Here is a 24,594-nt window from a genome sequence, read left to right on the forward strand (position 1 = left end):
CCGGGCGCGTGCGAACAACTGAGGTGACAGGCCCTGGCCCCCGGCCACTACCCTGTGCCTCGTGACCTCCGTTCGCCTGCCCCTCTTCCCGCTGAACTCGGTGCTGTTCCCGGGACTCGTCCTCCCGCTGAACGTGTTCGAGGAGCGTTATCGCGCCATGATGCGCGAGCTGCTGAAGACCGGCGACGAGGAGCCGCGCCGTTTCGCGGTCGTGGCCATCCGCGACGGCCGGGAGGTCGCGCCCACCGCGCCGGGCCTGCCGGACCAGACGGCGCTGCCCGAGCGGGGCCCGACGGCGGGCTTCGGCCCGGACCCGGTCCAGGCCTTCCACCGGGTGGGCTGCATCGCGGACGCGGCGACGATCCGGGAGCGGGAGGACGGCAGCTTCGAGGTGCTCGCCACCGGTACGGCGCGGGTGCGCCTGCTGTCGGTGGACGCCTCGGGCCCGTACCTGGTCGCGGAGCTGGAGGAGCTGCCGGAGGACGCGGGCGAGGGCGCGGGCGCGCTGGCGGAGGGGGTCCTGCGGGCCTTCCGCAACTACCAGAAGCGGCTGGCCGGCGCCCGGGAGCGGTCCCTGGCCTCGGCGGCGGACCTGCCGGACGAGCCGTCGGTGGTCTCGTACCTGGTGGCGGCCGCGGCCGTACTGGACATCCCGGCGAAGCAGCGGCTGCTGCAGGCGCCGGACACCGCGACGCGGCTCGCGGAGGAACTGAAGCTGCTGCGCGCGGAGACGGCCGTCATCCGCCACCTGCCGTCGCTGCCGGCGGTGGACCTGACGCGCGCGCCGACGAGCCCGAACTGATGGCGAAGGACTGATGGCGAAGAAGAAAGCCCCTGCGGGGACTCCGGCGATCGCGGCCCTGAACTCCGCCCGGGCGCAGTTCACGGTGCACTCGTACGAGCACGATCCGGCGCACCCCTCGTACGGCGAGGAGGCGGCCCAGGCCATGGGGGTCTCCCCGGACCGGGTCTTCAAGACGCTGGTCGCGGAGGTGGACGGCGTGCTGACGGTGGCGGTGGTCCCGGTGTCGGGGAGCCTGGACCTGAAGGCGCTCGCCACCGCCGTCTCCGGAAAGCGGGCGGCCATGGCCGACCCGGCGCTGGCGGAGCGCACCACGGGCTACGTGCGGGGCGGCATCTCCCCGCTGGGCCAGCGCAAGCGGCTGCGGACGGTGGTGGACGAGTCGGCGGGGGCGCACGCAACGATCTGCGTCTCGGCGGGCCGCCGGGGCCTGGAGGTGGAGCTCCCGCCCGCCACCCTGGCGACGCTCACGGACGCCACCGTGGCCCCGATCGCCCGCGCGTAGGCGGGATCCGCTGCGCGCGGTGCGGGCGGTCAGCGCCTCGGGGGCTCCGGCGAGGCCGGGTCCGAGGGGTCCGGCGCCGCCGGGGCGGGAGCCCCGTGGACGTGGGGCGCGGGGTAGGCCCCCCATTCGGGTTCGGTGTCGGACGGGTCCGGGTCGTGCGGGGTCCACAGGGCCGTCAGGCCGAGGTGGACGGCCACGGCGACCATCGGCCAGACCAGCAGCACCCCCTGCGCCAGCACCTGGAGGGGCGCGTCGAACGCCACCCCCTTCCCCGCCTTCACGGCGGCGGCGGCCACGTCCGAGGACGGCCCGAGCCACAGCCCCGTTCGCCACCCCACCAGGGAGGCGAAGCAGGATCCGATCATCAGCCCGATGACCAGCGGGACACCGCCGCGGCGCCGCCACAGGAACACGAGCACGGCGCTCAGCAGGCCGAGCCCCAGCGACAGCAGGAAGAACGTCCCGTCGGCCCCGATCCGGGATTCGCTCTCGGAGTTCTTCAGGAAGACGGCCTCGCCGTTCGAGACGTACTGCGCCTTCGGCGCCAGCCACGCCCACAGCACCCCGAGCAGCACCCCGGCCGCCCCGATCACCAGGGCCACGGCGGCCCCGTCGCGGATGTCCGCGGGGGTGATGCCCCCGGCGGAACCGCCCGGCTTCTCGGGCGGCGGCGGCGGTTCGTGCGGGGAGGGCGTGGTCACGGCTTCGGTCACCCCCACATCGTGCCAGGTGCCGACGGCGCCGACATCAGCAGGACCGCCCTGCGGCGAGCGCCCCGGCGCTCCCCCGGGCGTCCGCCGCTTCAGCGGACGGCCGCCCGCCGGTACGCCCACGTCGCGAGGGCCAGCGAGAGCACGCCCACCGCCCCGCACACCCCGAGGTCCAGTCCGACCGCCGCCCAGTCGGGATGCGGTGCGAAGGTACGGGCGAAGGCCTCCACCCCGTAGGTGGAGGGCAGCAGGTCCCGCGCCCACACGATCACGTCCGGCATCCGCTCCGGCGGCAGCACCCCCAGCAGCAGCGCCGCCGACATGCCGAGCTGCCCGGCCAGCGTGGCCAGCTCCTGCCGCGGCGCCAGCAGTCCGAGCGCCGCCCCCAGCCCGGCCAGCGCGGCCCCGGCCAGCGGCACCACCGCCGCCAGGATCCACAGGCCGCCCATCGGCAGGCCGAACAGCAGGCATCCGAACACCGCAGTCACCAGCGTGCCCGGCAGCGTGAAGGAGGCGTACGCGGCGGCCGCGCCCAGCACCACGGAAGCGGGCGGCACGGGCAGCGTGGCGTAGTGGTCCAGCCCGCCGCTGGCGCGCAGCTGCCCGAAGTGCTGGGCGAGCAGGTTCAGCGCGACGAAGGCGACGACCAGCACGGAGGAGCCGGCGACGACGGCCCGCGCCTCCGAGCCGCCGTCCACCACGCCCCGCATCAGGATCATGATCCCGACGGACTGGAAGGTGGCCACGAACAGCAGCGGGATCCGCGACACCCGGGCCCGGGACAGCTGCGCCCGGTACACGGCGGCCAGCGCGGGAAACAGCCGCGCCTGCGGTGCCAGGGGCGCCGCCGGACGGGACACGGGGCCCGTCGCCGCGGCCGCGGCCGCCCCCGGCGCCGGAGCCGGCCCGACGGCCTGTGCCACCGCGCCGGATGTGCGCTCGCTCATGACTTGACCAGCCCTTTCGTCTTCCCGCCGAGGGCGAGGTACACGTCCTCCAGGCTGGGTGTCGCCAGGGTGAAGTCGTCGAGGGCCGCGAAGGCCGCCCCGCCCGTGACCGCGGCCACCGCGGCGCGCGCCTCGTCCGGTGCCAGTCGCATCACCCAGCGGCGTCCCGACACGACGGCGTCCCCGCCGAGCCGCGCGACCTCGGGCACGTCCATCGGGGCGCTCTCGCGCCACACCAGCTCCAGCCGGACCTCGCCGGAGACCCGCGCCTTCAGCCCGGCCGGGGAATCGCAGGCGATGACCCGGCCCTGGTCGATGACGGCGACCCGGTCCAGGACGGTCTCGGCCTCGATGACGTTGTGCGTGACGAGCAGGACGGTGGCCCCGTACTGGGCGCGTCGCCGGTCCACGGCCGCCCACACGGCCCGCCGGGCCACGGGGTCCATGCCGGTCGTGGGCTCGTCGAGGACCAGCACCGGCCGCTGTCCGACCAGCGCGGCGGCGAAGCACGCCAGGCGCCGCTGCCCTCCGGAGAGCTTCTTCAGGGGCCGCCCGGCGATCGCGGTCAGCCCGAGCTCCTCCAGTACGGCGTCCCGCTCGGCCCGCGCCGTCCGTACGTCGAGCCCGCGCAGCCGTCCCGTGGTCTCGGCGGCCAGTGCGACGGTGAGCTCGTCGAGGGCGGTGGACTCCTGCCCGAGGTAGGCGAGCAGCCGGGCCGCCCGCTCGGGGTGGCGTACGAGGTCGTGGCCGAGCAGGTTCACGGAGCCGGAGTCGGGCCGCATCAGGCCGGTGAGCTGGCGGACCAGGGTGGACTTGCCGGCGCCGTTGGGGCCGAGCAGGCCGAAGATCTCGCCGCGCCGCACGTCCAGGGAGATCCCGTCGGTGGCGCGGGTCTCGGGCAGGGCGGGAGCCCCTCGCCGTCCCCGTACCGCGGGATACGTCTTGACCAGGTCACGCACCGCGCAGACCACGTCCGAGGCCGCGTCCGCGGCCGCTGCCGTGTTCGGTTGTGCTGCTGCTGTGCCCGTACTCACGAGGGAGCAGCCTACGCGGCTTTCGTCCGGCCACCGCCGGGAGGTGTCCCCGACGTCCTGTCCGGCGCCGGTGCCGGCGACGTGGTCGGGACCTACTCGGCCGTCGGCGAGGCCGGTGCCGCGGCCACGGCGGAGGGGGTGCCGGCGACGTGTTCCGCGGCGGCGCGGACGTCGATCTCCCGCCAGAACCCGGCGCGGATGGCGTAGCGGTCGTGCTCGTCGATCTGGTCGTCCTTGTGCGCGAGCAGCCCGAAGCGGGCCGCGTAGCGCAGCAGCTCCCCGTCGATGCGGTGCGGGATCCGCGGGTACATCGTGGCGAGTTTCTGCAGGTGGACGGTTTCCGGCAGGCGTTCCATCCAGCGCCGGGCGAACACCTGGCCGACCTCGAAGGGGTCGCCGCCGACGGTGGTGATGTCCTCCTCGCGGTCCGCCCAGCGCTGCTCGGCGCTGGTGAGCTGGGCGAGGGTGGGCAGCGAGGCGGTCTCGGCGGGCTCGCCGAGCGGTCCGGCCCGGTCGATCCAGCCCTTGTCGGAGGACCAGCGCAGGGCGCTGCCGGCCGGGGGCTGGACGTTGTTGCCGTGGCCGCCCGCGGGGCCGGGCTGCTGACCGGGTGCGCGCAGCGAGCCGGCGAGGTCCTTGGGCGTGGGTACGGTCTTGCCCCCGGCGGCGGGGGCGGGCACGGGGGCGCCGGCGCCTTCGGGCTCGGCGGGGGCGGGGGCCGCGGCGCCGTTGGTCCCGGCGCTGCGGGCGGCCTCGGCGAGGGCCGCCTCGGGCAGCGGGGCGGAGAGGATGGCCGCGATCTCGGGGCGGGGCGCGGGGGGCGGCGCGCACAGTCCGGCGAGGTCCTTGGCGCGGACGGCCCGGGTGATCCAGGCCCGGTCCAGGACGCGGCGCTCGTCGGCCTCGGCGACGAGGTCCTCGGACTGGTTGTAGTCGCCGTCGGCGGCCTGGACGGCCCACAGGTGGACGGCGACCCCGTGCTCCTTGGCGGACATCAGGCCGGGCAGCAGGTCCCCGTCGCCCGTGACGAGCACGACGTCGGAGCAGGCGCGGTTGCGGGCCAGCTCGGTGAGCTCGGCGTGCATGGCGGCGTCCACCCCCTTCTGCGCCCAGCGGCCGTCGCTGCGGGTCAGGGCGCCCAGGCGGACGGTGACGCGGGGCATGACGCGCAGCCGCCGGTGCTCGGGCTGGGGCACCCGGTCGGGTGCGCCGTCGAACCAGTAGATGCGCAGCAGGGGCTGCTCGGTGTCGGCCTCGGCTCGCTCGCGCAGGCCCTGGATCAGGGCGGCATGGTCGACGGTGATGCGGGAGCGGGAGGGCTCCCCGGCGAGAAGACTGGCGGCGGCGCCCAGCAGATAGCCGGCGTCCACCAGGACGACGCAGCGGTCCACGCGTACCACCCTCTTCCCTGGGGATCCTCTGTGTGTGTCGCGGGTTCCCCGAGTCTGCCCGACCGCAAGGGTGTTGACGGCCGGAACTCGATCATCGGCGTGGCGGATGTTTTCCGGGCCGGGGAGGAGGGGCGGCCGACTACACGCAGTAAAGATCCAAAATGCGCGGTTTGTGGCGCCGTGTGAGGGTGAAGGCGGTCCTGGCCCCTAGACCCTCACGGAGGCTCCACCATGGCCAAGAACAAGAACCGCCAGCACGAACAGAAGCAGCAGACCCGCTCGTCCTCGCAGGATCCGTCGAAGAGCTCGACGGAATCGGTGTCCGAGCCCTCGGGCGGCGCCCCGAGTCCGATGGACATGGCGCGCAAGGGCAAGCAGAAGAAGTTCGGCCACAACTGACGCCTCCGCGAGCACCACGTACGAGGGCGCGCCCAGAGCTCTGGGCGCGCCCTTCTTCACGTACCGCTACGGCGGCGGGCCCGTACGAGGCCCCCCGCGACCGGCGCTATCCGGCCAGGCAGGACGGCCCGAGGAGCACCTTGAGGTCGCCGAAGAGCGCGGGATCGGGCTGGACCCGGTGCTTGTCGAGGCGCAGCACGGTGGTGGAGCGCGGCCCCTGGAGCTTGATGCGGACCTCGGTGTTGCCCCGGTGGTGCCGCAGGATCTCGCCCAGCCGGGTGACCATCGGAGGCGTGACCTTGACCGTCGGGATGGTGAGGACGACGGGGGCGTTCGTCCCGGCGGAGGAGAGGTCGGGGACCATCATCTCCATGGCGACGAGCCGGGGGACGTCCTCGCGCTTGTCGAGACGGCCCTTGACGAAGACGACGGTGTCCTCGACCAGCTGCGTGGAGACGAGCTGGTACGTCGCCGGGAAGAACATGCACTCGATGGAGCCGGCGAGGTCCTCGACGGTGGCGATGGCCCAGGCGTTGCCCTGCTTGGTCATCTTGCGCTGGAGGCCCGAGATGATGCCGCCGATGGTGACGACGGCGCCGTCGGAGTGCTCGCCGCCGGTCAGCTGGGAGATGCCGGCGTCCGTCTTGTCGGAGAGCACGTGCTCCAGGCCGAAGAGCGGGTGGTCGGAGACGTACAGCCCGAGCATCTCGCGCTCCTGGGCGAGGAGGTAGGACTTCTCCCACTCCACGTCGGAGAACTCGACGTCGAGCCCGAAGCCCGGCTCGTCGCTCGCGCCCTCGTCACCCATTGCGCCGAAGAGGTCGAACTGTCCCTCGGCCTCCTTGCGCTTGACCGCGACCACGTTGTCGATCATCGGCTCGTGGTGGGCGACCAGGCCCTTGCGGGTGTGGCCCATCTCGTCGAAGGCGCCGGCCTTGATCAGCGACTCGACGGTGCGCTTGTTGCAGACGACGGCCTCCACCTTGTCCAGGAAGTCGGGGAACGTGGAGTACTTCCCCTTGGCCTTCCTGGTCTTGATGATCGACTCGACGACGTTCTGGCCGACGTTGCGCACCGCGGTGAGGCCGAAGAGGATCACGTCGTCGCCCTGGGCCGCGAAGTTCGGCTCGGACTCGTTGACGTTCGGCGGGAGCACCTTGATGCCCATGCGCCGGCACTCGTTCAGGTAGATCGCGGACTTGTCCTTGTCGTCCTTGACCGAGGTGAGCAGGCCCGCCATGTACTCGGCCGGGAAGTTCGCCTTGAGGTAGGCGGTCCAGTAGGAGACCAGGCCGTACGCGGCCGAGTGGGCCTTGTTGAAGGCGTAGCCGGCGAAGGGGACCAGGACGTCCCACAGGGCCTTGATCGCCTGGTCGCTGAAGCCCTTCTCCTTGGCGCCCGCCTCGAAGATGACGAAGTTCTTCGCCAGCTCCTCGGGCTTCTTCTTGCCCATCACGCGACGCAGGATGTCGGCCTCGCCGAGCGAGTACCCGGCGATGATCTGGGCGGCCTTCTGGACCTGCTCCTGGTAGACGATCAGGCCGTAGGTGACCGCGAGCACCTCTTCGAGCGGCCCCTCAAGCTCCGGGTGGATCGGGGTGATCTCCTGCTGCTTGTTCTTGCGCAGGGCGTAGTTCGTGTGCGAGTTCATGCCCATCGGGCCCGGCCGGTACAGGGCCGAGACGGCGGAGATGTCCTCGAAGTTGTCGGGCTTCATCAGGCGCAGCAGGGAGCGCATGGGCCCGCCGTCGAACTGGAACACGCCGAGGGTGTCGCCGCGGCCGAGCAGTTCGAAGGTCTTGGGGTCGTCGAGCGGGAGGGCCAGGAGATCGATGTCGATCCCCTTGTTGGCCTTCACCATCTTGACGGCGTCGTCCATGATCGTGAGGTTGCGCAGGCCGAGGAAGTCCATCTTCAGCAGGCCGAGCGACTCGCAGCTCGGGTAGTCCCACTGGGTGATGGTCACGCCGTCGGTGTGCCGCACCCAGACGGGCACGTGGTCGGTGATCGTCTCGCTGGACATGATCACGCCGGCGGCGTGCACGCCCATCTGGCGGACCAGGCCCTCCACACCGCGGGCGGTGTCGATGACCTTCTTCACGTCCGGCTCGTTCTCGTACATCCCGCGGATCTCGCCGGCCTCGCCGTAGCGGGGGTGCTGCGGGTCGAGGATGCCGGAGAGCGGGATGCCCTTGCCGAGGACGTCGGCGGGCATGGCCTTGGTGAGGCGGTCGCCCATGGCGTACGGGTAGCCCAGGACGCGCGCGGAGTCCTTGATCGCGTTCTTGGCCTTGATGGTGCCGTAGGTGCCGATCATGGCGACCTTGTCGGCTCCGTACTTGTCGGTCACGTACCGGATCACCTCGACGCGCCTGCGCTCGTCGAAGTCGATGTCGACGTCGGGCATGGAGACGCGCTCGGGGTTCAGGAACCGCTCGAAGATCAGGCCGTGGGTGAGCGGGTCGAGGTCGGTGATGCCCATGGCGTACGCGACGATCGAGCCGGCCGCGGAGCCGCGGCCCGGGCCCACCGCGATGCCCTGGTTCTTGGCCCACATGATGAAGTCGGCGACCACGAGGAAGTAGCCCGGGAAGCCCATCGAGATGATCGTGTCCATCTCGTACTCGGCCTGCTGCATCCGGTCGTCCGGGATGCCGCCGGGGTAGCGGCGGTGCATGCCGCGCATGGTCTCCTCGCGGAACCAGCTGACCTCGGTGTGGCCCTCCGGGATGTCGAACTTCGGCATCAGGTTCCGGAACTTGAACATGCCCTCGGTGTCGATCTGGTCCGCGACCAGCCGCGTGTTGGCACAGCCCTCCTGCCAGGCGTCCGAGGAGTCGATGGCGTACATCTCGTCGGTCGACTTGAGGTAGTAGCCGGTGCCGTCGAAGCGGAAGCGGTCCGGGTCCGAGAGGTTCTTGCCGGTCTGGATGCACAGCAGGGCGTCGTGCGCGGTGGCCTCGCTCGCGTACGTGTAGTGCGAGTCGTTCGTCACCAGCGGCGGGATGCCGAGCTTCTTGCCGATCTCCAGCAGCCCGTCGCGCACCCGGCGCTCGATCTCGATGCCGTGGTCCATCAGCTCCAGGAAGTAGCGCCCCTCGCCGAAGATGTCCTTGTAGTCGGAGGCGGCCTGCACGGCCTCGTCGAACTGGCCGAGGCGCAGCCTGGTCTGCACCTCGCCGGACGGGCAGCCGGTGGAGGCGATCAGGCCCTCGGACCACTTGGAGATGGTCTCCTTGTCCATCCGCGGCCACTTCGTGAGCCAGCCCTCGGCGTACGCGTCGGAGGACAGCCGGAAGATGTTGTGCAGGCCGGTGGCGTTCGAGGCCCAGATGGTCTTGTGGGTGTAACCGCCGGAACCGGAGACGTCGTCGCGCTTCTGGTGCGGCTGGCCCCACTGGATGCGCCGCTTGTTGCGCCGGGACTCGGGGGCCACGTACGCCTCGATGCCGATGATCGGCGTGATCCCGGCCTTCTGGGCGGTGTGGAAGAAGTCGTACGCACCGTGCAGGTTGCCGTGGTCGGACATGGCGATGTGCGTCATGCCCATCTCGTTGCACGCGTTGAACATGTCCTTCAGCCGCGCGGCACCGTCCAGCAGCGAGTACTGGGTGTGGACGTGCAGGTGCGTGAACGGCGGCTTGGTCACGGCGGGTGGCTCCTGACGGTGGGGGCGGCGGCAGCTATGAATCCTACGTCCCGGGAGTGACAGATCCCGGGCACGGACGGGTACGGTCGGGCGTTGCAGAACCAGGACGACCCACCCGACGTCCAGTCGGTCAGAACCTGTACCAGCCCGTGCACCAGGAGGCACCCGCCATGGCGGTCCCCGAGACGACGAACGAGCAGCGCGCCGAGCAGATACTCGACGTGTTCGACACCGCATTCGGTGAGCTGCTCGCCGCCGACCCCGCGGCCTTCCAGGTCAAATTCCGCAAGATGGCGGCCTCGGCCTTCGCCTTCTACCGCGGTACGGCCTGCCTCTTCTACGCCGACCTGGAGCGCGACCGCCACGGCGGTCCCTACCTGGACGAGCGGACCGGCCGGGTGTGGATCCACGGCGATCTGCACGCCGAGAACTTCGGCACGTACATGGACGCCAACGGCCGCCTGATCTTCAACGTCAACGACTTCGACGAGGCGTACGTCGGCCCCTTCACCTGGGACCTCAAGCGCTTCGCGGCCTCCGTCGCCCTGATCGGCTACACCAAGGCGCTCAGCGACGAGCAGATCAGCGAGCTCGTGCGGACCTACGCGGCCGCCTACCGCGAGCGGATCCACCGCCTGGCCACGGGTGCCAAGAACGAGGAAGTGCCCTCCTTCACCCTGGACACCGCCGAGGGCCCCCTGCTGGGCGCCCTGCGCTCGGCCCGCTCCCGCACCCGCTTCTCCCTGCTCGACTCCATGACCGAGATCCGCGACTACGAGCGCCGCTTCGCCTCCGGCGGGGGCTCGATCGAGCTGGACGCGGCCACCCGGTACAAGGTGCTCGCCGCCTTCGACGGGTACCTGGAGACCCTGCCGGACGAGTCCCTGGTGCGGCCCGACTCCTACCGGGTCAAGGACGTGGTGGGCCGCCGCGGCGTCGGGATCGGCTCGGCCGGCCTGCCCTCGTACAACATCCTGCTGGAGGGGCACAGCGACGCCCTGGAGAACGACGTCGTGATCTACCTCAAGCAGGCGCAGACCCCGGCCGTCTCCCGGCACATCACCGACCGGGCCGTCCGGGACTACTTCCGGCACGAGGGGCACCGCACGGTGATCTCCCAGCGCGCCCTGCAGGCCCACGCCGACCCGTGGCTGGGCTGGACGGAGCTGGACGGCTCCGGCCAGCTGGTGGCCGAGGTCTCCCCGTACGCGGTGGACCTGGACTGGTCGGACCTGGACGAGCCGGAGGAGATCGCGGCCGTCGTCGCCGACCTCGGCCGGGCGACGGCGACCATGCACGCCTCGGCCGACGAGGCCGAGAGCGGACACTCCCTGGTGCCCTTCTCCACCGAGCGGGCCATCGACGCGGCGATCGCCGCCGACGAGAAGGGGTTCGCGGAGCTGCTGGTCGACTTCGCGCACGCGTACGGGGCCCGGGCGCGCGCCGACCACCAGATCTTCGTGGACCTGTTCCGCAACGGCCGCATCACGCACTGACGGGTCACGCACCGACGGGGGTCGCGCACCGACGGGACCGCGCGCCGACGGGGCCGCGCGCCGAGCGGACGGAGACGGGCCGTGGGAACCGGCCGTTCCGGGACCTGGGACCCCTCTTCACAGGGTCTCGTGGCAGACTCGCGGCGATGGACATATCGAGGGCGGGACCGAGAGGGCTGCGAGCCGCGCTGTTCAGCGCGCTCGTCGTGCTGCTCTCGGCCGGCTCGCACGTCCTGATGTCGCGCGTCCCGCTGCCCCCCGCCCTCGTGGCCGGGGCTTTCGCCGGCGTGTTCCTGCTCACGTACGCGCTGGCCGGCCGCGAGCGGGGCTTCGGCCCCATCGCCGGACTGCTCGTTCCGCTGGAGCTGGCGGCCGACACGGTCTTCACCGCCGGGCAGCACGTCTGCTACGGCCCGGCCGGCGGGCCCGTCGCCGGGCCGCTGCGGGCACTGGGCTTCGACGAGCTGTGCGGCGGCCCGCCACTGGGCGGGCCGCTGGCCGAGGTGCCCGGGGCCGTCCCCGACCCGGTGGCCCTGCTGGCCTCCTCCGGGCCCTGGACCCCGTGGCTGCTGCTCGGCGCCCACGTCTCGGTCGGGCTGCTCGCCGCGGCCTGGCTGCGGTACGGGGAGCGGGCGCTCGGCCAGCTGCTGCGCGCGGTGGCCGCCCTCGCGTTCCGGCCGCTGCTGCTGGTCGCGGCCTCGGCTGTCGCCGCCTCCGGCCCGGTGCGGCGGATGCCGCGCCCGGCCGTTGCGGGCGCGGGGGCCCGTACCCGCTTCCCCGCCCATTCCGTGGGACGCCGGGGACCTCCCGTACGCGGCGCGCTCGTCTGCGCCTGACCCCGCGTACGCAGTCCCCCTTTCCCTTGAGCCACACCCCACGGAGATCACCATGAGTTCACGCAACAGCCAGGCGAACAAGGCGGCGGCACGCGAGCGGCTGCGCGCCGAGCGCGAGAAGCAGGCGAAGAAGGACAAGGCGCGCCGCCAGGTGCTGGTGGCCGGCGCCGTCGTCGCCGTCCTCGCCGTGGCCGGCGGCGTCGGCTACCTGGTCGTCCAGTCCAACAAGCCGAGCGAGTGGGACAAGGCCGCCGACGCGACCCTGGTCGCGCCGAAGAACACCTCGGGCGACAACGGCACCACGGTCGTCATAGGCAAGGCCGACGCCAAGAAGACCCTGGAGGTCTACGAGGACTCGCGCTGCCCGGTCTGCTCCCAGTTCGAACAGGCCGTGGGCCCGCAGATCAAGAAGGACGTCGACGCCGGCAAGTACAAGATCCAGTACATCGGCGCCACCTTCCTCGACAAGGGCATGGGCGGCACCGGTGCGAAGAACGCGCTGAGCGCGCTGGGCGCGGCCCTGAACGTCAGCCCCGAGGCCTTCCTGGAGTACAAGTCCGCCCTGTACTCCAAGGAGAACCACCCGGAGGAGCGCGACGACAAGTTCGGCAAGGACGACTACCTGCTGAAGATCGCGGACCAGGTGCCGGCGCTCAAGGGCAACGCCGAGTTCAAGAAGGCCGTCGAGGACGGCACGTACAACCGCTGGGCCATCGAGATGTCGAAGGTCTTCGACAAGAGCGGCATGACGGGCACTCCGTCGCTGAAGATGGGTGACAAGAAGGTCGAGGTCAAGATGACCCCGGAGGAGTTCACGGCCGAGGTCGACAAGGCCATCGCGGGCTGACCTGCCGAGACGGGCAGACCGGGCGGAACGGGCAGGCCGGACGGACCGGACGGGGCAACGGGCGGGCGAACTCGAAGAGTTCGCCCGCCCGTTGCCTTACGAGGGGTGTTCGAATGGGTGTACCCGTCAGTAATATGCCGGTCCGTGACCAGTCATCTCCCCTCCCCCACTGCGGCGACCCCGCGCCGCCGCACGGTCGTCAAGGCCGCTGCGGCCACCGCCGCCCTCGCGCCCTTCGCAACGGCCGCCCTGGGCATCTCCTCCGCGTCGGCGGCCTCGAACGGGCCCGCCTTCCTGCACGGCGTCGCCTCCGGCGACCCGCTGCCCGACGGGATCCTGCTGTGGACCCGCGTCACCCCGACCCCGGAGGCCGTGCCCGGCTCCGGCGCCGGCCCGGCCACCCCGGTGGCCTGGGAGGTCGCCGAGGACAAGGCCTTCTCCCGCATCGTGGCGAGCGGCTCCGTCACCGCGACCGCCGCCACCGACCACACGGTCAAGGCGGACGTCCGCGGACTGCGGCCGCAGACCCCGTACTTCTACCGGTTCACCGCGGGCGCGGCCGTCTCCCCGGTCGGGCGCACCCTGACCGCACCGGGCCACGACGCGAGCACCCCCGGGGTCCGCTTCGGCGTGGTCTCCTGCGCCAACTGGGAGTCCGGCTACTTCTCGGCCTACCGCCACCTGGCCGCCCGCACCGACCTGCACGCGATCCTGCACCTCGGCGACTACATCTACGAGTACGCGAACGGGGCCTACCCCGAGGCGAAGTACGTCGTGCGCGCGCACGAGCCCCAGCACGAGATCCTCACCCTCGCCGACTACCGGACCCGGCACGGCAAGTACAAGACCGACACCGACCTCCAGGCGCTGCACGCCGCACACGCGATCGTCGCGATCTGGGACGACCACGAGTTCGCCAACGACGCCTGGTCGGGCGGGGCCGAGAACCACACCCCCGGCGCCGAGGGCGACTGGGCGGCCCGCGCGGCCGCCGCCAAGCAGGCGTACTTCGAGTGGATGCCGGTGCGCACCTCCACGGCCGGCACCGTCTACCGGCGGCTGCGCTTCGGCAACCTCGCCGACCTGCACCTGCTGGACCTGCGCACCTTCCGCTCCCAGCAGGCCAAGGTCGGCAGCGGCGCGGTGGACGACCCGGAACGCACCATCACCGGCCGGGCCCAGCTGGACTGGCTCAAGTCGGGCCTCGCGAGCTCCAACGCGACCTGGAAGCTGGTCGGCACCTCGGTGATGATCTCACCGGTCGCCTTCGGCTCGCTGCCCGCCCACCTGCTGGCGCCGCTGGCGAAGCTGCTGGGCCTGCCCGAGGGCGGTCTCGCGATCAACGTGGACCAGTGGGACGGCTACACGGACGACCGCAAGGAGCTGCTGAACCACCTCAAGGACCAGAAGATCAAGAACACGGTCTTCCTCACCGGCGACATCCACATGGCGTGGGCCAACGAGGTCCCGATGAACATGGCGACGTACCCGGGCTCGGGCACGGCGGCCACCGAGTTCGTGGTGACGTCGGTGACCTCCGACAACATCGACGACCTCCTGCACGTGCCGGCGGACACCGCGTCGCTCGTAGCGGAGGCCGCGGTCAAGGCCGCCAACTGGCACGTGAAGTGGCTGGACATGGACGCACACGGCTACGGGGTGCTGGACGTGACGACCGAGCGCTCGCAGATGGACTACTACGTGGTGTCCGACAAGCGGAATCCAGCCGCCACCACCTCGTGGAGCCGCTCGTACCGCACGGCGAACGGCACGCAGAAGGTGGAACGGTCGTACCAGCCGGTGGGCTGAGGCTTTATTGACGGTCCGTCAAATCTCTTGTCAGAAGGGGCGCCTGGGGCATACCAGGCGCCCCTTCGACATCAGAAGCAACAAATCTTTTACGTAAAGGGCTTGCTCAGTGCATGACATGGACACATAAGCTTCGCGCCAGCGTGAGGAAATCCCTCACCCCCCACCACGCTTCGCGAGGAGTCAACGTGCGCGCTTCCGCCCGCATATCCCCCATGCTCCGCCGCCGCCTCATGGGAACGGCCGTTCTGGCCGGAACCCTGGCGTTCGCCCCGCTCACGGCCCCCACCACCGTGGCCGCGGCACCCAAGACCGGCGCCGAGGCCTGTGCCGACGCCGGCACCGCCTCCGCGGGCGCCCGTGTCGCCCGCCCGAAGGACAAGAGCGCGGCCGACCCCAACGAGGTGACGGACGCACAGGTCAAGGCCATGGACGCCGACCTGGCCAAGAAGAACGCCGAGCTCGGCCCGCAGCGCCTGATGCGCGCCGGCGAGTCCGCCGCCGCGACCAGCATCCCGGTGTACTTCCACGTCATCACGTCCGGCTCCGCCGGCAAGCTGACCGCCGCGGACATCAACAACCAGATCGCGGTGCTCAACGCCGCGTACAGCGGCAAGGGCACCGGCAACGTCGACTCCGGCTTCCAGTTCACCCTGGCCGGCACCGACTACACGGACAACTCGTCCTGGTACAACGTGTCCGACGGCACCACGGCCGAGAAGAACATGAAGAACGCCCTGCGCAAGGGCGGCAAGAACGCGCTGAACGTCTACACCGCCAACCTCGGCGGCGGCCTGCTCGGCTGGGCGACCTTCCCGAGCTCGTACGCCTCGCAGCCGAAGATGGACGGCGTGGTCCTGCTCAACACCTCGCTGCCGGGCGGCTCCGCCGCCAACTACAACGAAGGCGACACCGGCACCCACGAGGTCGGCCACTGGATGGGCCTGTACCACACCTTCCAGGGCGGCTGCTCGGGCAGCGGCGACTCCGTCTCCGACACCCCCGCCGAGAAGAGCGCGGCCTTCGAGTGCCCGACCGGCCGCGACACCTGCTCCGCCGCGGGCGCCGACCCGATCCACAACTTCATGGACTACACGTACGACTCGTGCATGTACCAGTTCACCGCGGGCCAGGTGTCCCGCATGAAGAGCATGTGGAGCGCGTACCGCGCCTAGTCACGACGTGACACGAAACGGCGAAGGGGCAGGGCACGCGGTGCGTGCCCTGCCCCTTCGCCGTCGGCCGCCCGCTACAGACTGTCGAGGAAGCCGATCGCGGCCTTCCAGGTCTGCTCCGCGGCCTCGGCGTCGTAGTCGTCGAGGCCCGGATCCGTGAACAGGTGCCCGGCGCCCGGGTAGCGGTGCACCTCCACGTCCGCGCCCGCCCGCTGCATCCGCAGGTACCAGGCCGTCAGCCAGTCGTGCGTCTCGAACGGGTCGGGATCCGCGATGTGCAGCTGCACCGGCAGTTCGTCGACGGCGGTGTCCTCGTCCAGGTCCGCCGTGCCGTGCAGGAGCAGCAGCCCGCGCGCCTTCTCGTCGGCGAGGGCCAGGTGCTGGGCGACGGAGCCGCCGAAGGAGAAGCCCGCGTAGACCAGACCCTGGTCGGAGTGGGGGGCGGAGGCCAGCACCGCACGCTTGAGCAGCTCGTCGCGGCCGATCTCGTCCCGGTGCGCCATGCCCTCCTCGACCGTCTCGAAGGTGCGCCCCTCGAAGAGATCCGGCACCTGGACCCGGTGACCGGCCGCGCGCAGCCGGTCGGCCGCCGCGTGCACCGCGGGCCTCAGCCCGTACGTCGAATGGAAGAGCACGATGTTCATGCACCCCATCGTGCCATTGGTTGAATGCGAGGGGTCGGAGCGCCCGTTCCGGTTACGTTGACGTGCATGGACACGGACACCGTTCTGCGCCCGATCGCCGTCGTCGGCGGGGCCCTGGCCGTCACCCTGCTCGCCGGATGGCTGCTGGACCTGCTGCTGCGCCGGACCGACGCCCGGCACGGCGAGACCTCTCTGTGGGCGCGGCTGCGCCACTGCCGCCCGCCGTTCCAACTCGTCCTGTGCACGACGCTGCTGTACGGGGCCCACCGGCGGATGGGGATTCCGCGGGAGTACGTCTTCGCCGTCGGCCGTGCGCTGACCCTCGTGCTGATCGGCTCGGCGGCGTGGCTTCTGGTGCGGATCGCGACGGCGGTCGTGGACTCCTCGTACGCCCGCTACGCCGCGCAGAACCCGGACGACGCGCGGGTGCGCCGGGTGCGCACCCAGGTGACGCTGATCCACCGGGCGGTCACGGCGGTGGTCGTGGTGGTCGCGGTGGCGGCGATGCTGCTCACCTTCCCGCCGATGCGGGCGGTCGGCGCCTCGGTGCTGGCCTCGGCGGGCGTGCTCGGCATCGTGGCGGGCATCGCGGCCCAGTCCTCGCTGGGCAACCTGTTCGCCGGACTGCAGATCGCCTTCGGCGACACGGTGCGGATCGGGGACACGGTGGTCGTGGACGGGGAGTGGGGAACGGTCGAGGAGATCACCCTGACCTTCCTGGTGGTCCGCACCTGGGACGAGCGGCGGATCACGATGCCCGTGTCGTACTTCACAGGGAAGCCGTACGAGAACTGGTCGCGCGGCGGCGCCCAGATGACCGGAACGGTCTTCTGGCACCTGGACCACAGCGCACCGCTGGACCTCATGCGGGAGCGGCTCCACGAGATCCTGGAGGAGATCCCGGAGTGGGACGGCCGCACCGGCACCCTCGCGGTCACGGACACGACCCCGCACACGATCCAGGTCCGGGCCGTGGTCACCGCGAAGGACGCGACGGACATCTGGACGGTCCGCTGCCAGGTCCGCGAACGCCTGATCGGCTGGCTGCTGGCCCACCACCCGTACGCCCTCCCCCGCATCGCCACCGCCCCGGCGGATCCCCGCCCGGGCGGGTCCTGACGGCCGGAGCCGGGGTCAGAACGTCAGCCGGAACAAGGCGCCCCCGCCCGGGGCGGCCTCCGCCACCAGCTCCGCCGCGTGCGCCCGGGCGATCTGGCGGGCCATCGCCAGTCCCAGCCCCGAGCCCGGCAGGGCCCGCGCCGCGCCCGCCCGGTAGAAGCGGTCGAAGACGTACGGCAGGTCCTCGGCCGCGATGCCCGGCCCGTGGTCCCGTACCGTCAGCTCGGCCCCGCCCCCGGCCCGCGCCACCAGCTCCACCTCGACCGGAGCCCCCGCCGGACTGAACTTCGCCGCGTTGTCCAGCAGGTTCGACAGGAGTCGCGTCAGCCTCGCCGGCACCCCCGCCACCACCACCTCCTCCACGCGGACGTGCACCGGGACCGACGGCCGGTGCGCCCGGGCCGCCTCCGCGCAGTGCTCCACCAGCGGAGCCAGCCGCACCTGCTCCACCAGCGGCTGCGGCTCCTCGTCCCGGGCCAGCTCGATCAGGTCGTTCACCAGCCCGGTCACCTCCCGCAGCTGCCGCCCCAGCGCCAGCGAGGCCCGCTCGCGCTGCTCCGGCGTCAGCCGCTCCACCCGCGCCAGCAGCTCCGCGTTGGTCCGCAGCGCCGTCAACGGGGTCCGCAGCTCGTGCGAGGCGTCCGCGACGAGGCGCCGCTGCGCCGTCACCGACTGCTCCAGCTCGCCCAGCATGGTGTTGAAGCTCCCGGCCAGCCGCGTGATCTCGTCCTCCCGGGCGGGCGAGCCCGGCGGCCCCGGCGGCGGCAGTTCGATCCGGTGCCGGGGATCGCGGGTCGCCGCGATCCGCTCGGCGGTGGCCGTCAGCCGGGTCACCGGGGCCAGGCCGGTGCGTGACACCCAGTACCCGAGTCCGGCCGCCACCAGCACGCCCCCCGCGCCGATGAGCGCCAGCCACCAGGCCGCCTCCTCGATCCCGTCCTCGACGGTGTCGGCCCGCAGCGCGACCTGGAGCGCCCGCCCCTTCGCGTAGTCGGTGGTCAGCATCCGCGTCGGATGCCCGGCGTGCACGATGTCCGTGTAGAACGGCGCGTGCCGCCCGGCCGCCACCGCCCGCGTCGCGGCGTCCACCGGCAGCAGGTACGGAGCCGCCGGGTCCTTCGCCGGGTCCGCCGGCACCACCTCGGCGCAGGCGGGCGCCGCCAGGAACCGGCACTCCCCGGCCAGGGTCCCCGGCCCGGAGTCCGGATTGCGCTGCGCCGCGAGCCGCGCGGACTGGGTCAGGCTCAGGTTCAGCTGCTCGTACAGGGCGCTCCGTACGACGAAGAAGGCCGCCGTGCACACCCCGACCGCGACCAGCGCCACGGCCGCGGTGGCCGCCAGCGCCAGCCGGGTCCGCAGCGGCCGGCGTCTGCGCCAGGCCGCCCCGAGCCGGCGCCGGCCGCGCCCGCCGCCGCTCACGCCGCTCCCAGCCGGTACCCGACACCGTGGACGGTGTGCACCAGCCGCGGCTCGCCGCCGGCCTCCAGCTTCCGCCGCAGGTAGCCCACGTACACCGCGAGGGAATTGGAGTCCGGCCCGAAGTCCCGCCCCCACACCAGCTCCAGGATCAGCTCCCGCGGCAGCACCTGCCCGGGATGGCGCAGCAGCAGCTCCAGCAGCGCCGCCTCGGTCCGGCTGAACTCCAGCGGCCGCCCTCCGCGCCTTCCGGTCCGCGTCCCGGGGTCGAGTACGAGGTCCGCGAACCCGAGCGGGGCCGCACCGGCCGGATCGGGAGCGGCCCGCCGCAGCAGGGCCCGGACGCGGGCCACCAGCTCGTCCAGCGCGAACGGCTTGACCAGGTAGTCGTCGGCGCCCGCCTCCAGGCCGTCGACCCGCTCGCTGACCGAGTCCAGCGCGGTCAGGACGAGTACGGGCGTACGGTCGCCCAGCGCGCGCAGCTGCCGGCAGACCCCGAGCCCGTCCAGTACGGGCATCATCACGTCGAGCACCACCGCGTCGGGCTGCCAGAGCGCCACCTGCGACAGCGCGGCCAGCCCGTCGCCGGCCCCCCGCACCTCGTACCCCTCGACGGCCAGCCCGTCCTGGACGGCGGCCCGCACCTCGGGCTCGTCGTCCACGACCAGGATCCGCTGCGCGCCACCCGTGCCCGTGTTCATGGGGCAAAGCCTGCCAAACAGTTCTGAGAGAACCTCTTAGAGGTCGTTTTAATCCGCATCAGCCTATTTTGATGCAATTCTCAAGATGGTCGGTCGTGGTGCGGTCGTGGCCACGTATGCAGTTGACGACTGTGGGCCGGGTGGGGTGACCGGTGGGGCGGGATGGGTCGTGTTCCCGTCTCATTCCGGGATGTCCGACCCTTGGTGGCCCGTGCTTCGGGTGTCGCGGCTGTGCGCCTGGGCGCACTCGGTCCGTGGCGGTACGCCGGATTCATGACGACGCGGCGTCCGTATCCGAGTGATCTGTCCGATGCACGCTGGGATTTGATCGAGCCGGTGCTGTCGGCCTGGCGTTTCGAGCGCCGTGGCCGGGCTTTGGACTTCGGCCGGCCACCGCGGCATGACCTGCGCGAGATCATGAACGCGATCCTCTACGTGGATCGCACCGGCTGCCAGTGGGCCTACCTGCCGCATGACTTCCCGCCGCACCAGAGCGTCTACGGCTACTTCGCCAGGTGGGCGGAGGAGGGGATATTTGCCCAGCTGGGCGGTCTCCTCCGCCAGCTGCTGCGGGAGAAGGAGGGACGGGACTCGGAGCCATCGGCGTGTGTGATCGACGCGCAGAGCGTCAAGACCTCCACCAGCGTCCCCGCCTCCAGCCAGGGCATCGACGCGGGCAAGAAGATCGCGGGCCGCAAACGGAGCATCGTCACCGACACCCTCGGGCTTCTCCTCGCGGTGCTGGTCACCGCGGCCAGCGTCCAGGACTCCGTTGCCGGCACCCGGCTCATCGACCGGGTCGCCGCCGAACACCCCACCGTCCGGAAGGTGTGGGTCGACGGCGGCTACCGCCAGCACCTCGTCGAACACGCCGCCGCCCTCGGCATCGACATGGAAATCACCGCCCGCAAACCCGGGACCAGGGGTTTCACCCCGATCCCGAAACGCTGGGCAGTGGAACGGACCTACGGCTGGCTCATGCTCCACCGCCGCCTGGCCCGCGACTACGAAACCCTGACCACCCGCTCCGAAGCCCTGGTCAACCTGGCGATGACCGACCTCATGGCCCGCCGCATCACCGGCGAGAACACCATCTCCTGGCGCGACCCAAAAAAGCCCACCAACCACCCCATATCTGGATGAAACAGCGGGATAAAACGACCTCTTAGAACCTTCTTAGGGCGCACCGGGAGGCTGCGCCCATGACCACACGACGCACCTCCCTCCGGCCCCTGTCCGTGGTGATCGGCGCGGGCGGCACCGGAGGCCACATCTACCCGGGGCTCGCCCTCGCCGAGGCACTGCGCGCGGCCGTCCCGGATGCCGTGGTCTCGTTCATCGGGACCGAGCGGGGCCTGGAGACCGAGCTGATCCCGGGCGCCGGATACCGACTGCACACCGTCGACATGATCCCGTTCGACCCCTCGCTCGGCGCGAAGCGCTATCTGCTCCCGGCCGCGCTGCTGCGCTCGGCCGGGCAGGCGCGCTCGGTGATCCGGGCCCAGGGCGCGCACGCCGTCGTCGGCATGGGCGGCTACCCGAGCGCGCCGGCCGTGCTGGGGGCCAGGATGGCCGGTCTGCCGGCCGTCATCCACGAGTCCAACGCGGTGCCGGGCCGCGCCAACCAGTTCGCGGCCCGGCTCACCCCGCACATCGCCGTGGCCTTCGACCGCAGCCGCTCCCATCTGGCGGGCGGGGCGCGGGCGCTGACCACCGGAATGCCGATCTCGGCGGCCCTCGCGCGGCTGTCGGAGCGCTCCCGCCCGGAGCGGGCGGCGCTGCGCGCCGAGGCCCGGCGGGCCCTGCACGTCCCCGACGACCGCCGCCTGGTCGTCTTCAACGGCGGCAGCCTGGGCGCGGTGCGCCTGACCGGGGCCGCGGTCGGGCTGGCCGGGCTCTGGCAGGGGCGGGACGACGTACAGCTGCTCATCAAGACGGGCCCGCGGGCACTGGCGGACACCGCCGCCGATCTCGCCGCCTGCGGCGGGCAGCGGATCGCCCGGGCCGTGCCGTACCTGGACCGGATGGACCTCGTGTACGCGGCCGCCGACCTGGTGGTGTGCCGGGCCGGCTCCGCGACGGTGGCCGAGCTGGCGGCGACCGGGGTCCCGGCCGTGCTCGTCCCGTACCCGCACGCCCCGGGCGACCACCAGACCCACAACGCCCGGGTCCTCGTCGACGCGGGGGCGGGCCTGCTGCTGCCGGACGCCGCGACCACCGCCGACCGGCTGGCGGTCCTCCTCGGCCCGCTGCTGGCCGATCCGGCCCGGCTGGCCGCCATGGCCGGCGCCGCCGACCCCGGCCCGCACGCCCGGGCCGCCGAACTGCTGGCGGCGGAGGTCCTCCGCGTCGCCGGCCTCCCCCTCCCCACCTTGGAGCGCGTATGAACACCGGCACGAACGCCGTGAACCCCTGGACCGGCCGCACGGTCCTCGTCACCGGAGCCGAGGGGTTCATCGGGTCCACCCTGGTCGACCTGCTGGTGGAGCGGGGCGCCCGGGTCCGCGCCTTCGTCCACTACAAGCCGTACGCGGAGAAGGGGCACCTGGCGCGCCACCTCGCCGACCCCGGCGGGCCGGTCGAGATGTGGGCGGGCGACATCCGTGACGCGGGCCGGGTCAGCGACGCGGTCGAGGGCTGCGACACCGTGTTCCACCTGGCGGCGCTGATCGGGATCCCGTACAGCTACGCCTCGCCGGGGGCCTACGTCCAGACGAACGTGACCGGTACGCAGAACATGGCGGAGGCCTGCCGCCGGCACGGGGTGCGCCGCCTGGTGCACACGTCCACCAGCGAGGTCTACGGAACGGCGCTGACGGCCCCGATAGCCGAATCGCATCCGCTCCAGCCGCAGTCCCCGTACTCGGCGTCGAAGATCGGCGCGGACATGATGGCGCTCTCGTTCCACCACGCGTTCGAGCTGCCGGTGACGGTGGTCCGGCCGTTCAACACGTACGGGCCCCGCCAGTCGGCGCGGGCCGTGATCCCGACGATCCTGGCACAGCTGCACGCGGGCGTGCGGGAGGTCCGGCTGGGCTCGCTGGCCCCCACGCGGGACTTCACGTACGTGACGGACACGGCGGAGGGCTTCCTGGCGGTGGCGGAGTGCGACCGGGCACTGGGCGAGGTGGTCAACCTCGGTACGGGTGAGGAGATCTCGATCGGGGACCTGGCGCGGGCGCTGATCGCGGCCTCGGGCCGGGACGCGGAGGTGGTGGTGGACGCGTCCCGCCTGCGCCCGGCGGGCAGCGAGGTCCAGCGCCTCCTGTCGGACAACTCCTGCGCCCGGGAGTGGGCGGGCTGGAAACCGCGGGTCTCCCTCACGGAGGGGCTGACCCGCACCTCCGAGTGGATCGCCGCCCACCAGGACCTCTTCGCCCCGTCCCGCTACCAGGTCTGACCGTCTGACCGGCCGCTTGCGGCTCGCTAGGGGGTGTCCGCGAAGTGGCGGGACAGGCGGGACTTTGCGCACACCACCTAGCTGCTGCGGAGGCTGCGGACGTCGAGGTGGCGCAGGACCCGGTCCACGATCTCCGGGTCCGCGCCCGGCTCGCTGCGCGCGGCCAGCACCTCGTGCCGTGCGGCCGACATCATCTCCCGCTGGATCCGCTGGACGTCCCGGATCCGCTCCACCCGCTTCGCGTACGCCTCCCGGCGCTCCTCGTCCACCATCTCGGGGCTGATCCTGGCCCCCACGTCGTACGCCCGCCGGTACAGCATCTCCACGAGGTCCTCCGGCAGGTCCTCCACCTCCTCGATCTCCTTCAGCCTGCGCTTCGCGGCCTTCGCCGCGCGGATCGCCAGCTTGCGCTCCGTCTCCCGCTCGGCGTCCACGTCGGCCTCCACGCCCAGCAGCCGCACCAGCCGCGGCAGCGTCAGCCCCTGGCAGACCAGCGTCACCATGATCACGGCGAAGGCGATGAAGATGATCTGGTCGCGCGCCGGGAACGGCGCCCCGTCGTCCACCTTCAGCGGGATGGCCAGCGCCAGCGCCACCGAGGCCACTCCGCGCATCCCGGCCCACCACATGACCACGCTCTCCCGCCAGCTCAGCGGGATCTCCTCGTCGTAGTCGCGCCGCTTGTGCAGCCGTTTGGCCAGCCACCCGGCCGGCAGCAGCCACAGCAGCCGTACGCCGACCACGACCGCGATCACGGCGGCCGCCCACCCCGCCATCTCCCACTCGCGGCCGGCGGCGACGCCGAACACGTTGTGCAGTTCCAGGCCGATCAGCCCGAACGCCACACCCGTGACCAGCATGTCCACGACCTCCCAGAACGTGTGCCCGGCGAGCCGCCCCAGCACGTCGTCCGCGTCGGAGGCGTACTCGGCGAGGAACAGGGCCGTCGTCAGCACGGCCAGTACTCCCGACCCCTGGAACTCCTCGGCCACCACGTACGAGACGAACGGCACGAGCAGCGTCAGCCCGATCTGGAGCGTGGCGTCGCCGAGCCCGCTCATGAGCGCGTTGGCGGCCCAGCCCAGTCCGAGCCCGACGGCCACCGCGACCACGGCGGAGAGCACGAACTCCCCCAGCGCGTCCGGCCAGGAGAAGGTGCCGCTGACGGCGGCGGAGATGGCCACGTGGTAGAGCACGATCGCGGTGACGTCGTTGAAGAGGCCCTCGCCCTCCAGGATCGACACCATGCGGCGCGGCAGCCCGAGCGCTCCGGCGACGGCGGTCGCGGCGACCGGGTCGGGCGGGGCCACGAGCGCGCCGAGCGCGACCGCGGCGGCGATCGGCAGGCCGGGGACGACGGCGTTCGCGACGGCGGCGACGGCGGCGGTCGTGACGAACACGAGGGCCACGGCGAGCAGGAGGATGGGCCGGACGTTGGCGGCGAACTGCCGCCAGGAGGTGCGCTGCGCCGAGGCGTAGAGCAGCGGGGGCAGGACGAGAGGCAGGATGTACTCGGGCGGGACGTCGACGTTGGGCACGGCCGGCACCAGCGCGAGCGCGACCCCGCCGACGGTCATCAGGACGGGCGCGGGCAGCCCGAGCCGGTCCCCGAGCGGCACGGTGACCACGGCCCCGAGCAACAGTACGAAGAGCAGAGCGAGCTGATCCACTCCCCCACCCTGCCGTACGGCCGGGCCGCGGGAACCCGCGCCCC

At 72.2% G+C, this 24,594-nt stretch carries 21 protein-coding genes; 12 read left to right on the top strand and 9 right to left on the bottom strand.

Annotated elements, in window-relative coordinates; translation table 11 throughout:
* Positions 1–61: 61 nt before the first annotated feature.
* On the top strand, positions 62–802 hold the full coding sequence (locus AB0M92_RS23015; protein WP_366104154.1) for an LON peptidase substrate-binding domain-containing protein: 741 nt from the start codon (positions 62–64) through the stop codon (positions 800–802).
* A 13-nt stretch (positions 803–815) separates the two neighbouring features.
* A complete protein-coding gene (ybaK, locus tag AB0M92_RS23020; RefSeq protein WP_366104155.1) occupies positions 816–1,307 on the top strand; it encodes a Cys-tRNA(Pro) deacylase in 492 nt (163 codons plus the stop codon).
* A gap of 29 nt (positions 1,308–1,336) precedes the next feature.
* Here ybaK and AB0M92_RS23025 read toward each other — a convergent pair whose 3' ends face one another.
* The 4 genes from AB0M92_RS23025 to AB0M92_RS23040 all read right to left on the bottom strand — a co-directional run bounded on the left by AB0M92_RS23025 (position 1,337) and on the right by AB0M92_RS23040 (position 5,398).
* Positions 1,337–2,020: a hypothetical protein gene (locus AB0M92_RS23025; RefSeq protein ID WP_366104156.1), complete on the bottom strand. Its 684-nt coding sequence runs from the start codon at positions 2,018–2,020 to the stop codon at positions 1,337–1,339.
* Positions 2,021–2,109: 89 nt separating this feature from the next.
* Complete coding sequence (locus AB0M92_RS23030) at positions 2,110–2,964, bottom strand: ABC transporter permease (protein ID WP_366104157.1); 855 nt, start codon at positions 2,962–2,964, stop codon at positions 2,110–2,112.
* Positions 2,961–3,935, bottom strand: a complete 975-nt coding sequence (locus AB0M92_RS23035) for an ABC transporter ATP-binding protein (RefSeq protein ID WP_366104265.1) — start codon at positions 3,933–3,935, stop codon at positions 2,961–2,963. Before AB0M92_RS23035 ends, AB0M92_RS23030 begins: the two co-directional genes overlap by 4 nt.
* Positions 3,936–4,090: 155 nt before the next feature.
* Positions 4,091–5,398, bottom strand: coding sequence for an NYN domain-containing protein (locus AB0M92_RS23040; RefSeq protein ID WP_366104158.1), 1,308 nt, complete (start codon positions 5,396–5,398; stop codon positions 4,091–4,093).
* Between the two features lie 222 nt (positions 5,399–5,620).
* Between AB0M92_RS23040 and AB0M92_RS23045 the strand changes: the two genes are divergently transcribed.
* Positions 5,621–5,788 (top strand): hypothetical protein, encoded by a 168-nt coding sequence (locus AB0M92_RS23045; RefSeq protein ID WP_366104159.1) that lies wholly within the window; start codon positions 5,621–5,623, stop codon positions 5,786–5,788.
* Between the two features lie 106 nt (positions 5,789–5,894).
* Here AB0M92_RS23045 and dnaE read toward each other — a convergent pair whose 3' ends face one another.
* Positions 5,895–9,437, bottom strand: a complete 3,543-nt coding sequence (gene dnaE, locus AB0M92_RS23050; RefSeq protein WP_366104160.1) for a DNA polymerase III subunit alpha — start codon at positions 9,435–9,437, stop codon at positions 5,895–5,897.
* Positions 9,438–9,607: 170 nt separating this feature from the next.
* On the opposite strand from dnaE, the gene AB0M92_RS23055 reads away from it, so the two are divergent.
* From AB0M92_RS23055 to AB0M92_RS23075, 5 genes are all read left to right on the top strand, one after another.
* Positions 9,608–10,933, top strand: coding sequence for a DUF2252 domain-containing protein (locus AB0M92_RS23055; RefSeq protein ID WP_366104161.1), 1,326 nt, complete (start codon positions 9,608–9,610; stop codon positions 10,931–10,933).
* Between the two features lie 146 nt (positions 10,934–11,079).
* On the top strand, positions 11,080–11,769 hold the full coding sequence (locus tag AB0M92_RS23060; RefSeq protein WP_366104162.1) for a hypothetical protein: 690 nt from the start codon (positions 11,080–11,082) through the stop codon (positions 11,767–11,769).
* A 52-nt stretch (positions 11,770–11,821) separates the two neighbouring features.
* Entirely contained in the window at positions 11,822–12,616 is a 795-nt protein-coding gene (locus AB0M92_RS23065) for a thioredoxin domain-containing protein (RefSeq protein WP_366104163.1), read from the top strand.
* A gap of 144 nt (positions 12,617–12,760) precedes the next feature.
* Positions 12,761–14,425, top strand: coding sequence for an alkaline phosphatase D family protein (locus tag AB0M92_RS23070; RefSeq protein WP_366104164.1), 1,665 nt, complete (start codon positions 12,761–12,763; stop codon positions 14,423–14,425).
* 233 nt (positions 14,426–14,658) lie between these two features.
* Entirely contained in the window at positions 14,659–15,600 is a 942-nt protein-coding gene (locus AB0M92_RS23075) for a zinc metalloprotease (RefSeq protein WP_366104266.1), read from the top strand.
* A 74-nt stretch (positions 15,601–15,674) separates the two neighbouring features.
* Here the strand turns inward: AB0M92_RS23075 and AB0M92_RS23080 are convergent, their stop codons facing one another.
* A complete protein-coding gene (locus tag AB0M92_RS23080; protein WP_366104165.1) occupies positions 15,675–16,253 on the bottom strand; it encodes a dienelactone hydrolase family protein in 579 nt (192 codons plus the stop codon).
* Positions 16,254–16,310: 57 nt separating this feature from the next.
* On the opposite strand from AB0M92_RS23080, the gene AB0M92_RS23085 reads away from it, so the two are divergent.
* Complete coding sequence (locus tag AB0M92_RS23085) at positions 16,311–17,363, top strand: mechanosensitive ion channel domain-containing protein (protein WP_366104166.1); 1,053 nt, start codon at positions 16,311–16,313, stop codon at positions 17,361–17,363.
* Between the two features lie 15 nt (positions 17,364–17,378).
* Here AB0M92_RS23085 and AB0M92_RS23090 read toward each other — a convergent pair whose 3' ends face one another.
* Positions 17,379–18,782 carry a HAMP domain-containing sensor histidine kinase gene (locus AB0M92_RS23090; RefSeq protein ID WP_366104167.1) on the bottom strand — a complete coding sequence of 468 codons (1,404 nt, stop codon included), beginning with the start codon at positions 18,780–18,782 and terminating at the stop codon, positions 17,379–17,381.
* The gene (locus tag AB0M92_RS23095) at positions 18,779–19,480 is read right to left on the bottom strand and encodes a response regulator transcription factor (RefSeq protein WP_366104168.1); all 702 of its coding nucleotides are present in this window, start codon (positions 19,478–19,480) and stop codon (positions 18,779–18,781) included. The genes AB0M92_RS23090 and AB0M92_RS23095 overlap by 4 nt, the downstream gene beginning before the upstream one ends.
* 273 nt (positions 19,481–19,753) lie before the next feature.
* On the opposite strand from AB0M92_RS23095, the gene AB0M92_RS23100 reads away from it, so the two are divergent.
* From AB0M92_RS23100 to AB0M92_RS23110, 3 genes are read left to right on the top strand one after another with little or no spacing between them, the layout of a single operon-like run.
* Positions 19,754–20,623, top strand: a complete 870-nt coding sequence (locus AB0M92_RS23100; protein ID WP_366104169.1) for an IS5 family transposase — start codon at positions 19,754–19,756, stop codon at positions 20,621–20,623.
* A 59-nt stretch (positions 20,624–20,682) separates the two neighbouring features.
* On the top strand, positions 20,683–21,867 hold the full coding sequence (locus AB0M92_RS23105) for a UDP-N-acetylglucosamine--N-acetylmuramyl-(pentapeptide) pyrophosphoryl-undecaprenol N-acetylglucosamine transferase (protein ID WP_366104170.1): 1,185 nt from the start codon (positions 20,683–20,685) through the stop codon (positions 21,865–21,867).
* Positions 21,864–22,880, top strand: a complete 1,017-nt coding sequence (locus tag AB0M92_RS23110; RefSeq protein ID WP_366104171.1) for an SDR family NAD(P)-dependent oxidoreductase — start codon at positions 21,864–21,866, stop codon at positions 22,878–22,880. Before AB0M92_RS23105 ends, AB0M92_RS23110 begins: the two co-directional genes overlap by 4 nt.
* A 77-nt stretch (positions 22,881–22,957) precedes the next feature.
* Here the strand turns inward: AB0M92_RS23110 and AB0M92_RS23115 are convergent, their stop codons facing one another.
* Positions 22,958–24,550, bottom strand: a complete 1,593-nt coding sequence (locus tag AB0M92_RS23115; RefSeq protein ID WP_366104172.1) for a Na+/H+ antiporter — start codon at positions 24,548–24,550, stop codon at positions 22,958–22,960.
* Positions 24,551–24,594: the final 44 nt, after the last annotated feature.

This window comes from Streptomyces sp. NPDC051582 (assembly GCF_040681715.1).
Classification (GTDB): domain Bacteria; phylum Actinomycetota; class Actinomycetes; order Streptomycetales; family Streptomycetaceae; genus Streptomyces.